At 68.8% G+C, this 11,575-nt stretch carries 9 protein-coding genes and 1 tRNA gene; 6 read left to right on the top strand and 4 right to left on the bottom strand.

Annotated elements, in window-relative coordinates; all coding sequences use genetic code 11:
- The first annotated feature begins 171 nt into the window (after positions 1 to 171).
- From IC605_RS19365 to IC605_RS19335, 6 genes are all read left to right on the top strand, one after another.
- Positions 172 to 1,122: a tyrosine-type recombinase/integrase gene (locus IC605_RS19365; RefSeq protein WP_216328050.1), complete on the top strand. Its 951-nt coding sequence runs from the start codon at positions 172 to 174 to the stop codon at positions 1,120 to 1,122.
- A 204-nt stretch (positions 1,123 to 1,326) separates the two neighbouring features.
- On the top strand, positions 1,327 to 2,490 hold the full coding sequence (locus IC605_RS19360; RefSeq protein WP_246581062.1) for a Fic family protein: 1,164 nt from the start codon (positions 1,327 to 1,329) through the stop codon (positions 2,488 to 2,490).
- Between the two features lie 476 nt (positions 2,491 to 2,966).
- A tRNA-Gln gene (locus IC605_RS19355) sits at positions 2,967 to 3,035 on the top strand.
- Positions 3,036 to 3,210: 175 nt separating this feature from the next.
- Positions 3,211 to 4,794 (top strand): TROVE domain-containing protein, encoded by a 1,584-nt coding sequence (locus IC605_RS19350; protein WP_216328048.1) that lies wholly within the window; start codon positions 3,211 to 3,213, stop codon positions 4,792 to 4,794.
- 145 nt (positions 4,795 to 4,939) lie between these two features.
- A complete protein-coding gene (locus tag IC605_RS19345; protein ID WP_281416431.1) occupies positions 4,940 to 6,619 on the top strand; it encodes an RNA ligase (ATP) in 1,680 nt (559 codons plus the stop codon).
- Between the two features lie 320 nt (positions 6,620 to 6,939).
- A complete protein-coding gene (locus IC605_RS19335) occupies positions 6,940 to 7,602 on the top strand; it encodes a metallophosphatase domain-containing protein (protein WP_216328046.1) in 663 nt (220 codons plus the stop codon).
- 56 nt (positions 7,603 to 7,658) lie between these two features.
- Here IC605_RS19335 and IC605_RS19330 read toward each other — a convergent pair whose 3' ends face one another.
- The 4 genes from IC605_RS19330 to IC605_RS19315 all read right to left on the bottom strand — a co-directional run bounded on the left by IC605_RS19330 (position 7,659) and on the right by IC605_RS19315 (position 11,435).
- Complete coding sequence (locus tag IC605_RS19330; RefSeq protein ID WP_216328044.1) at positions 7,659 to 8,804, bottom strand: hypothetical protein; 1,146 nt, start codon at positions 8,802 to 8,804, stop codon at positions 7,659 to 7,661.
- A gap of 721 nt (positions 8,805 to 9,525) precedes the next feature.
- Positions 9,526 to 9,714 (bottom strand): hypothetical protein, encoded by a 189-nt coding sequence (locus IC605_RS19325; RefSeq protein ID WP_216328042.1) that lies wholly within the window; start codon positions 9,712 to 9,714, stop codon positions 9,526 to 9,528.
- The gene (locus IC605_RS19320) at positions 9,711 to 9,989 is read right to left on the bottom strand and encodes a type II toxin-antitoxin system TacA family antitoxin (protein ID WP_216328040.1); all 279 of its coding nucleotides are present in this window, start codon (positions 9,987 to 9,989) and stop codon (positions 9,711 to 9,713) included. The genes IC605_RS19325 and IC605_RS19320 overlap by 4 nt, the downstream gene beginning before the upstream one ends.
- A gap of 162 nt (positions 9,990 to 10,151) precedes the next feature.
- Positions 10,152 to 11,435: a site-specific integrase gene (locus IC605_RS19315; RefSeq protein WP_216328038.1), complete on the bottom strand. Its 1,284-nt coding sequence runs from the start codon at positions 11,433 to 11,435 to the stop codon at positions 10,152 to 10,154.
- Positions 11,436 to 11,575 lie beyond the last annotated feature (140 nt).

The following is an 11,575-nucleotide window of genomic DNA, read 5'->3' as shown; positions in this document are numbered from 1 at the left end:
GCCTCCTTGAGTGTGGGAAGGGGGAAATGCCACGGCCAGGTTGAGATCACGCGTCAGGCCGCGCGACTCATACTCTGAGGAGCAGCCTCAAGCTGGCCTCCAAGATCGCTGGGAGCCGTCGCCGCAGGCTTTCAGGTTAGAACTAATTTCCCTTGGTTCTAAAATGCAGCCGTGCCCACCGACCTCGCCTTCCTGCGGGACGCCCTGAGCTACGCCAACCTGACCGACCAGGGCCTGCGGGTCCGGGCGGTGGAGGCCGCGGCCACCTACGACGTGGACGCCCTCGTCCTGATCACCCAGGCGTACATGACGACCGCCAGCCGCCAGGGCGCCCGGACGAGTGCCAAGACCCTGGCGGCCTACACGCTGGCCGTGCGCGACTTCGTGCCCTGGGCCCGGCACGGCGGGATGATGCTGCTCCGCCCGGGACGGCGCGACGGGGCGCGCTACCTCGCCCACCTGCAGCGACGGCCCACCCAGGGCAAGGGCAAGCGCGGCGTCCTGGCGGCCGCCACCATCGCCCAGTACACCGCGGGGGTGCGGGCCCTGTACCGGGCGCTGCGCTGGGCGGGCGCGACGGAGGTCCAGCCCTTCGACGAGGTCTACGTCCCCGCGGACCCCACGCCCGGCATCGTGAGGAACCCGCCGTACCTGGCCGAGATCGAGGCCGTCCTCCCCCACTGCGGCCCCCGGCTCGCCGCCCTGCTGCTGCTGTGCGCCCACGCCGGCCTGCGGGTGGGTGAGGCGCTGGGAGTGGGGGCGGGCGACATCCAGGGGAATCGGCTGACCGTGCGCGGCAAGGGCGGGAAGGTCCGGCGGGTGCCCCTGGGAGCGCGGGTGCGCGCGGCCCTGGGCGCCCTGCCGGTGCTGGACGCGAACGGAAGATATTTCGACTGGGACTACGGCCAGGCATCCTACCGGCTGCACCAGGCGTTCCGCACGGCCGGCCACCGGTGGCGCGGCTTCCACGCGGCCCGCAAGACGTCCGGGACGCGGCTGTACCGGGCGACGAAGGACTTCACCCGGGTCTCCCTGTTCCTGGGGCACTCCTCGGTCGACACCACCCGGCGCTACGTGGCGGTGGAGGAGCATGACGTCGCCGCCGAGGTGGAAGGCTGGTGACGGGAGGCGACCCGGCCCGCTTTCCAGCGTCGTCGGTCGTCCACCGCGAACGGGCTCATGTCCACGAGGGTGACGGCTCAGCCGCCGGTGGACGTCCGGCAAGCACCCTCCGGGAGGTGCTCAAGCGAGAGGGCCCGCCGCGACACCCAGGACCCCTGACGTAAACGTTTCAGATCTGACTCGATTAGGGACTACAATCGAATCATGGGTGGCGGGGAACCGGTGTACGCGCACGAGAGACCTGAGTGGCCGAACTTCCACTGGGACGCCTCAGCCTTCGGGGCCACGCTGGCGGACGTCCACTTCCGGCGGGGAGCGCTGATCACGGCGATGACCGCCCTCGGGTTCGACGCCCGACAGGAGACCGTGCTCTCCGTTCTCGTTCAGGACGTCACCAAATCCAGCGAGATCGAGGGCGAACACCTGGACGTCACGCAGGTGCGGTCCTCCATCGCCCGGCGGCTCGGCATGGACGTGGCCGGCCTTCCCCCGGCCGCCCGCCACATCGAGGGCGTCGTCGAGATGCTGCTGGACGCCACCGGGCGCTTCGATGCGCCGCTCGACGCCGAGCGGCTGTCTGGCTGGCACGCGGCCCTGTTTCCCAGCGGCCGCAGCAACCTGAGAAAGATCATCGTGGGGGCGTGGCGCGACGACCACGAGGGGCCGATGATGGTCCTGAGTGGACCCTTGGACCGCCAGCGCGTGCACTTCGAGGCCCCGGCGGCGGAACGTGTGCCCCAAGAGATGGACCAATTCCTGGCCTGGTTCGGCACGGCCCGGCTCGACCCGGTGGTCCAGGCCGCCGTGGCGCACCTGTGGTTCGTAACGATCCACCCGTTCGATGACGGCAATGGCCGGATCGCCCGCGCCATCACCGACCTCGCGCTGGCGCGGGCGGACGGCACCGACCAGCGGTTCTACTCCATGTCGGCCCAGATCGAGCGGGAGAGAACGGCGTATTACGAGGTGCTGGAGGTCACCCAGCGGGGCGGGATGGACCTCACCGCCTGGATCGTCTGGTTCATCGACCAACTGCAGGCGGCGCTCACCTCGGCCGAGGGTGTCCTGGAGAGGGTCCGCCACAAGCAGGGCTTCTGGGACGTGCACCGTGACGTGGAGCTGAACGGGCGTCAGATCAAGGTGTTGAACAAGGTGCTGGATGGCCTGAACAGCAAGCTGCGGTCGAGCAAGTACGCGGCGCTGGCGGGCTGCTCGAAGCCCACGGCCGTCCGCGATCTGAATGATCTGGTGGACAGGGGCATCCTCCGGGTGGACCCGGGGGCGGGTGGCCGCAGCACCAGCTACCTCCTGACCCGGGAAGGCGTTGGGCGACAGGGGGCGAGAACGCCCGACGTTGAAGACGGTTGACGCTGAGAGCTCGCTGGCCTCGGCAATCCCAAGGGTCTGCCGAGGGTCAGGCGTTTATCACCTAACTTGACGGTCATCTGCAGTTCCCCACCCAGCGCCTCAGTACGTGCCCGCGGCGCGACGATCTCGGTATGGTGGACGTCGCCGCGCTTGATGCGGGAAACGCGGGACTGCGAGCTGCCAGCCGCTGTGCCAGCATCTCCTGAAGGGAACGGCCTCCACTTCTCTGAAAGGGATGGCCACACCGATGGGGCCGTCGTCTCCGAACACCAGGGCTTGGCTGGCAGGACAAGGAAATGATCTCTTCGGAATGAGGAGTGCCGCGCCCGATCTCCATTCTCCAAGTGGCTTCACTCCACGGCGGTCAGGTGATTGCGGAAGAGGGGCAAGAGGTGAGGCTGACCAAAACGCTTATGGAGCCGTGATCAACCGGCGCATGTAGGTTCTCTCCGCGCTCGCCATACTTTCCCTCGCTCGGCAGTGAGAGCGGCGGTTCCTTCGACTTTGGATCGAGTGGTCGCGGGTTCGAGTCCCGCCACCTGGCAACGGGTGTAGCTCAGTGGTAGAGCGCTTGCGTCCCGCCGCGCCATGTTCTCCGGGCGTCCAGCACCGCCAGTGGGCAGTGAGTTCTCCGGTTCCTTCTCTTGGACAGAAACCGACACCGGAGGGCGACGTTCTCCCACTGGCCCTTTTCTTGCCCCGACAAAGGAGGTCATGCCCATGAGCTTCATCAACCGCCTCAAGAACAAGACGGCCAAGCCGCACCTGAACTTCATGGGCGGGCCGTCCTACGACCTCACCGACCCCCTCCAGACCCTGCGCGTGATGGCCGCCAGTTGCTTCTTCGGCGAGCCCATGTATTACGCCCGGGATGTTGCGGATACCCGTCCGCAGCGCGTGCACCCTGGCCGGCTGGATGAGGCCCATCTCGCCCACCTGAACGCCACGCTAGGCGCTCTGGACCCCCAGGACTGGCGCGGCCTCACGCCCGCTCAGCGCTTGGAACGGGCTATCGACGCTGCCTTGGTCGTCGACGCCCCTGGCACCCTGCGGCTGGCCGCCGAGTTGCGTGGGGAGTGGAACATCCGCGTCACGCCCCAGGTCATCCTGGTCCGCGCCGCCAACCACATCCAGGTGCGCGGCACGGGTCTGGTCCGGGAGTACGCGCCGCAGATCGTCCGCCGCCCCGACGAGTGCGCCACCGGTCTCGCGTATCAACTTGCCGCCTACGGCAAGCCCATTCCCAACAGCTTGAAGAAGGCGTGGAAGACGGCGCTGGAGGGCGTGTCCCCCACCGCCCTGGCGAAGTACCGCCTGGAAGGCCGCGGTGTGAAGACCCTCGACGTGGTGAATCTTGTCCATGCCTCCAGCCCGGCGATTGATCAGCTCATGCGGAGCGAGCTGAAGCTGGACGGCGAGACCTGGGAGAGCCTGATCAGCGCGCAGGGCAGCGGCCAGGCCCAGTGGGAAGAGGCGGTGAACGTGATGGGGCACATGGCCCTGCTGCGCAACCTTCGCAACCTGTTTAAGCATGGCGTGGCCCCCGAACTCTTCACCGGCAAGCTGGTGGAGGGGGCGGCGAAGGGCAAGCAGCTCCCCTTCCGCTACTACAGCGCCTACCGTGCGGTGCAGGAGGTGAAAGCTCCTCAGTCTGTCCTGAGCGCTATCGAGGACGCTCTGGAAGTCAGCCTGGGTGAGTTGCCCCGCTTCCCGGGCCGGGTGATGAGCCTGTGCGACAACAGCGGCAGCGCGCAGGGGACGGCGACGTCGAGCATGGGTCGCATGCAGGTGAGCACCATTGCCAACCTCAGCGCCGTGCTCACGGCTCGCCGGGCGGACGAGGGGTACGTCGGTGTGTTTGGCGACCGCTTGGAAACCTTCCGGGTCGAAGGCAAAGTCATGCCGAACCTGGAGCGGGCGGAGCGGCTGGCGAAGGACATCGGGATGGGAACGGAAAACGGCATCTGGTTGTTCTGGGATCGGGCGATCCGCAACCGGGAGCACTGGGATCACGTGTTTGTGTACAGCGACATGCAGGCCGGGCACGGCGGGCTGTACGGCACCCACCCGAAGGCGTACCGTGACTACATCTGGCCGGGCGGCGGGCACTACATCGACGTGCCCAAGTTGATTCGCACGTACCGGGAGCAGGTCAACCCGCAGGTGCTGGTCTACCTGGTGCAGGTGGCGGGCTACGCGGACACCATCGTGCCGGAGACGTACCGGGGCACCTTCATCCTGGGCGGGTGGGGCGACGGATTGCCGAGGTATGCCCACGCGATGAGTCAGAACTTCAAGGCCTGAGAGCGCCCCGCAAGGGGCGTTTTCGTGTCTGCCCGCTGCGCCACCTCGCGTAGTCCCGTGTGGGCGGGATGGCCGATGTTCACCCTTCTGGCCTCGGTTAGGCTCCGCTGCGGCAGCCCGGAGTCTGCCGAACAGGAGAACCATCATGGCCGAACGTCACGTCATCAAGGAGCGCGCCCGCCTCTTCCCCCACGAGGGCGCCGACCGCCTCGAACTGTGCAAGGTCGGCGCCTTCCAGCTCGTCGTCCGCAAGGGCGAGTTCCAGGACGGCGACCCCATCGTCATCGCTCCCGAGCGCGCCGTCCTGCCTCCCCAGCTGGCAAAGCGGTATGTCAATTCGGAGACCGGCGCCTCGTACCTGCATGGCCCCGAGCACAACCGGGTCGGTCCCGTCCGCCTGCGCGGCGAACTCTCCCAGGGCGTGATCCTGCCCGGCGAAGGGCTGGAGGACCTCCCCTTTGGCGAGGACCTGTCCGAGCATCTGGGGATCACCTTCTGGGAACCGCCCATCCCGCTGCACATGGCCGGCGAGGTCGCCCCACTTCCGGTGGTGAGGCACTACACCCATCACGACGTGGAGCAGTTCGGCATCTACGCCGGGGAGTTCCGGGAGGGGGAGCCCGTCCTGGCCCACGAGAAGCTGCACGGCTCGCAAGGCGTGTACTACCGCACCGCGGCAGGGGAGTGGCTGGTCACCAGCAAGGGGCTGTCCCGCAACCGCCTCACCCTCAGGGAGAACGCGGGCAACGTGTACTGGCAGGCCGCCCGCAACGTCGGGCTGTTCGGGGCGGCGGACGCGGCCTTCCCGAGTGGCGAGGTGCAGGTGTTCGGCGAGGTCGTCCCGGTGCAGAAGGGCTTCACCTATGGGCAACGCCACCCGACGGTGTTCGTGTTCAAGCTCATTCACGAGGGCCGGGTATTGGCTCGCCCAGACTGGCCGACGTGGTTCGTGGAGCACGCCGTCCCGCGGCTGTACGAGGGACCCTTCGACGTGGCGACCCTGCGGGGGCTGCGCAACGGCCTGGAGACCGTCTCGGGCCAGGGGCTGCACATCCGCGAGGGGATCGTGGTGACGCCGCTCGTCCCGCGCCTCACCGCTGACGGGCGGGACCTGAGCCTCAAGCTGATCTCCGACGCCTACGCGAAGAAGGAGACCGGCGGGGGCCGCGCCAACCTCAGCAAGACCGCCGACCGACGCCTACGCGAAGAAGGAGACCGGGGAGGAGTACAGCTGATGCCCCTGCTCAATGTCATCGACGTGGAAGCGACCTGCTGGGAAGGTGAGCCTCCACCCGGTCAACAGAACGAGATCATCGAGATCGGCGTGTGCGTCCTCGATCTCGGCACCCTGGAGCGGGTGGAGAAACGCAGCCTGCTCGTGCGCCCCGAGCACTCCGAGGTCAGCGCGTTCTGTACCCAACTGACGGGCCTTACGGCCGCCGAGGTAGCGAGCGGTCTTTCCTTCCGGGAAGCCTGCGAGGTGCTGCGGCGCGACTTCGACAGTGCCTCCCGCCCGTGGGCGAGCTGGGGCGACTATGACCGCCGGCAGTTCGAGCGGCAGTGCGGGGAAGAAGTCCCCTCCCCGTTCTGCCCGGGTCACACCAATGCCAAGGGGGTGTACGCGGCCGGGTATGGGCTGAAGCGGGCGGGGATGGCCCGGGCGCTGAGGCACGCGGGGCTGCCCCTGGAGGGCACCCACCACCGGGGGGCGGACGACGCCTGGAACATCGCGGCGCTCATCGCCCGGATGGTGCGCGACGGGGTGTGGCAGCGGGCGGCCCTGCAAGCCCTGGTCGACCTCGACCAGGAGCTGGGCCTGCTCTGACGGCATCAGGCTGCGCACCCGGGCGTGCTCATGGCACTGGACGCCTGGGCACGTCCAACCCTGTGAGCACGGCTGGACGCCAGGGGCCAGGTGATCAGCACTGCCGGAGCACAGGGTCGTCTGGTCACCCGACCACGGCCAGGCCGCCGTCCTCGTCCGTGCAGGGCCCGGAAGGTGAGGGCCAGGGCACATCGGGCCGCCCCGCCGCAGTTCCGGGGCTACGCTGGGGCGGTGAAGCCTGGCCACCGGAACAACTCCTCCTGGTGGGGGCGTGGTTCCCCTCCGCACACCGGGCATGAGCTCGTCAGAGGAGCCTGCCCATGAGGCTGGTCTGCCTCTCCGACACCCACGGCCTGCACGATCAGGTCCGTCTTCCGCCCGGGGACGTCCTGCTGCACGCCGGGGACGTGAGCGGTCACGGGCGGCTCGACGAGATCGGCCGCTTCCTGAGCTGGTTCGGCCGGGTCGGCGACTTCCGGCACCGCGTGATGATCGCGGGCAACCACGACTTCGCCTTCGAGCGCACGCCCCACCTCGCCGAGGGGCTGATTCCGGACAACATCACCTACCTCAACGACTCGGGGGTGGAGCTGGACGGCGTGCGGTTCTGGGGCAGTCCCGTCACGCCCGAGTTCATGGACTGGGCCTTCAATCGCACCGACGAGGAGCTGCGGCAACACTGGGGACAACTTCCGGCGGGGGTGGACGTCGTGGTGACCCACGGGCCGCCCCGGGGCATCCTCGACCGGGTGCTGCTGGAGGGCCAGGCCGTCGGGTGTCCGCACCTGGGCCGGGTGATCGAGCGCCTGCGTCCCCGGGTCCACGTGTTCGGGCACATCCACGAGGGGTACGGCCGGGAGGAGCGCGGCGGCGTGCAGTACCTCAATGCTGCCGTGTGCGACACGCGCTACCGGGTGAGCCAGCCACCTCAAGTGGTCGACGTGGGGGAGGTGGGCGCGCCCACCTCCCCACGCTGGAGATAGCCTCGGTCATTGCACGGCTGGTCCATTGGGAACGGCAAGCCCACAGGTCCTCTCCCTCAACGCCGTGAGTCGGGAATCACCTCCTCGAGGGGCGGCCACCCGGTCATCCGTTGCACCCGGACGGTCAGGGCCGTCAGCTCCCCGCTGCGAACGGGATCAAGTACCAGAAGCTCCTGCTCGGCCCACGCCAGCCAGCCCTGGAACGCCTCGGTCCCGGCGTCGGGGGCGCCCTGCATCTGGATCTGTACCCAGTCGAGGTAGGCCCGCAGCCGCTGGCCCTCCTCCCAGCGCCGGGCGTGGGCCAGCAGCGTCTCCCGGCAGGCCTGCTCCTCCTCGCGCCGCCGCCGGAGTTCCGCCTGCCGCTGCGCCTCGATTATCCGCAGCCGCTGGGTCTCCAGCTCCTGCTGCCGGCGGCGCTCGGCCGCCACCGCCTCATCCCGTCGCCGCTGTTCGGCCCGGCGCGGCACCGCCCGGAACGCGCCGATGATCCCGGACATCTGGTCCTCCAGCGGGAGGGGTCCGTCGCGCCAGGAGGCCGTGGGCACGTCCCCTGTGGGGTCCAGCACCAGCAGGCTCAGCTCCCCCGTCCCCCGCGCTTTCTGCCGTGAGGGCGTGTCCCAGGTGGAGCGGGCGGGCAACAGCGGTAGCCCCTCCTGTGCCTGAACCTTCTCCTTGAGGCGCAGCCGGACCTGCTCGCCCGCCACCGCGAGGAAGGTCGAGCGGTGCTGCGCCGTGACAGTCATCCCCACGGCGCGGGCCTCCTCGATCAGCCGTGCCATGACCTGCAACGCCCGCGGCAGGGCGTCGCGGGAGACCATGAGGTCGAGGTACTCGGACGTGCCGGTCCAGGAGGGGACGAGGCGGCCCCACACGTCGGTGTCCGCCCCCTCGTAGGCCCGCTCGGTGCGCTGCACCACCCGGGGACGGGGGGATGTCTGCGCCACAGGGGGTGGCACAAAGGTGGGCCGCTCCGCCCTGGCCTTCTTCGGCGGGGTCGCGCTCTTCGGCAGGGGGACCCGGTTCACCGGCTGTCCCGCCCGCAGCCGGGCCCAATACCCGCGAGGGGGTTTGGGAATGTTGCGCCGCGCGCAGGCCCTGGTCAGGGCTGTGCCCGTGATGCCGAGGTCGGCGGCCACCTCCTCGGCCGGTTTGGACCACACCAGGTCGTAGAGCTCTTCACGGGAGGGCCAAACTCGGAACATGCTCCCAGCATGTCAGGGGCAGTGGACCCGGAGGGCACGGCGTTCCGAACCCGCCCCGGACATTCCTGGCACTCCGTGGAAATTGGCTCCCTGGTGCCGTCCGAGATGCAGTCACCACACCCGCCGCAGCCGCCCCCATGGTCCTCAGCTCCCGCAACCACCGCCACCTCAACAATGTATGGGGCGCGCAAGTCACAGCATCCGGCCGGGATAGAAAGGCCCAATGGGTGTCGTTGGGAAGATGGAGTCGGCTCGTGGCTCGCGGGCCTCTCCCCCTGCGCACGGCAGGGCATGGGGACGCCCGTCGTAGTTTCCACGCCCCGCGGAAGCGCTCGAACCCCCGGTCTTCCCCAGCACGTGAACTTCCACCCGGCCCAGCCTGTCTTCCGAGCACTTGTCTGTGAACACGAACAGTGAACAGGGGCGCCGCGCAGGCGAGGTGACCTGAGCCGGTGATTCGAATATCCCGGGCCAATCGGCTCACATCTGATCTGATTAAGGACTCTACCGAGTCATGGGTGTGACGCCTACGGACCCCAAAGGTCAGCCCAGCGTGAGGCGCTCGTCGGCGAGCCTGAGGGTGATCTCCAGTTCCCGCCGAGAGCCCGGGGGAAGGCCCGCAGGGTGACGATCTCAGTGTGGTCGAGGTCTCCGCGTTCGATGCGGGAGACGCAGAAAAGCGGGATGCCCAGCCACTGTGCCAGGCCCTCCTCGTTGAGGCCTACAGCCTGGCGCAGTTCAACGAGCCGGTGCGTCTGCAGAAGACGGCGGCCTGGCCGGTGTTCAGGTCCCGCTGCACGCGGGGCACCCAGGCTTCCTTCAGGTAGGCCGTCGGGTGCTCGTCCAGGTTTCCGAAGGCGCTGGTGTCGTAGTCCGGTCTGAAGGGCACGACGCGCAGGGAGACGGTCACGAACCGAAGCGTTCCCGGCTGCGGGCGGCCGCCTCCCGCAAGGCGTCGTTCGGGGCGGGCGGGTTCATCAGGGTCTCCACGAAGAGGCGCTGATCCGCCGCGGACAGTTGCAGGGTGCGGTGGGCCTCGAGCGTCTCCAGCGCGCGGGCATAGGCCGCCTGAATCACGAAGTCACTGATGGACAGGCCCTGCACGGCGGCGGCCGCGCCGATGGTTTCCTTCTTTTCCGCATCGATCCGTGCCTCGAGTATCTGTAATTTGGCTGCACCCGCCATGGTTCTTCATCGTACGACAGAGCGCTGTATAATGAGTCGACCTTCACTTTTTCTTAGGAGCCGCCGCGCTGGGAGGGGCGCCCTTCTCTCCGTTCTTTCTGGGCACCGAGCCCCTGTCAGCAGGGCACCAGGGGTGTGCGTCGCAGCCCCACGGTTCTCCCGTTACCGGCTGCCAGCCATCCCCTGCACCGCCGTCCTCGCCCACTCGGGCGCCGTCTCGAGGAACGCCCCCAGCGCCTGATGCAGCCGCCTCAGGGCCTCCAGCCCCTGCTCCAGCTCAACGGCCGACCCGGGGTGCGAGACCTGTGGGTTTCCCCGGCTTTCCGCCCCCAGCAATTCGCTCATGGGCAGGGCCGCCGCGGCCCGCTGGTCGTCGTACACATGGGTGTACACCTTCAGGGTGAAGCTGGCGTCCGCGTGCCCCAGCCGGTCCGCCACCACCTTGGGCGGGACGCCCCGCCGCATCAGCAGGCTCGCCGCCGTGTGCCGCAGGTCGTGGAAGCGCAGGCGCGGCACGCCCGCCTCCTCCATCAGGGCCCGGTAGGTGCGGTCGAGGTGGCGGCCCTGCACATAGTTTCCCGACGCCGCCGTGAACACGAAATCGCCGGGACGCGGCGCCCGTCTCCCCCGCTGTTCCCGCTCCCGGTGTTCCCGCAGGAGGTCGACCGTGTCCTCGGCCAGCAGGATGCGGCGGTGCCCGGTCTCGGTCTTCGGCTGGCCCACACCGTACCGTCCGGCCGCGTCCTTGACGAGGTTGTGCCGGACGGTAATCTCGCGGGCCTCGAGGTCGACGTCCCCCCAGTGCAGGGCCAGCAGTTCCCCCCGGCGCATCCCGGTGCTCAGGGCCAGGGCGAAGAGGGGGTACAGGCGGTGCCCACGCGCGGCCTCGAGGAACTTGGCCGCCTGGGCCGGGGTCCAGACCAGGGTCTCCTGTCGCCCGACCTTGGGCTTGCGGACGTTTTCCGCCACGTTGAGGGGCACGAGTTGCCAGCGCACCGCCTGGCGCAGGGCCATCCGCAGGGTGTGCAGGGACCGGCCCGCCCCACGGGGACCGTGCTCCTTGTGAAGTGCTTGCACCAGGTCCTCGATGTCCAGCACGGAGAGGGCGCTCAAAAGCCGATTCCCCGCGTGGGGTAGAACGGGGTTCAGGTTCTGCACATAGGTGCGGTAGGTCGACGGGCGCACGTCGCGCTCCTTGTAGGCCAGCCAGCGCAGCAGGAAGGCGTGCAGTGAGGCGGCATCCTCAGCGGGGGGCAGGCTGGGGGGCTCGGCCGTGCGGCGCCTCACTGGCCTGGCCTTCGGGAGGGTGCGCAGCAGGGCCGCGAGGGCCCGCTTGGCTTCCTCCCGGGTCTTGCGGCTCACCGACTTACGGCGCTGCTTGCCGGTGGCTGGGTCCTGGTAGGAGGCCAGACCCCGGTAGCTCACGACCTGGCCATTCAGGATCACGGGGTGGACGGTACCTTCGCCGGAACGTCTGCGGACGGTCATCCGACCGAGATGCCACGGGAGGGTGAAAGACTTCGCAGAGGAGTGTCCGGGTCAGGTACCGGTCTTCCTTCACACCCTGCCACTTTCTCCGAGTACCT

It is taken from the genome of Deinococcus aestuarii (genome assembly GCF_018863415.1).
GTDB classification, from domain to species: Bacteria; Deinococcota; Deinococci; order Deinococcales; family Deinococcaceae; genus Deinococcus; species Deinococcus aestuarii.
Note: the sequence above shows the minus strand (reverse complement) of the source record. Positions and strands in the feature narration are given on the sequence as shown.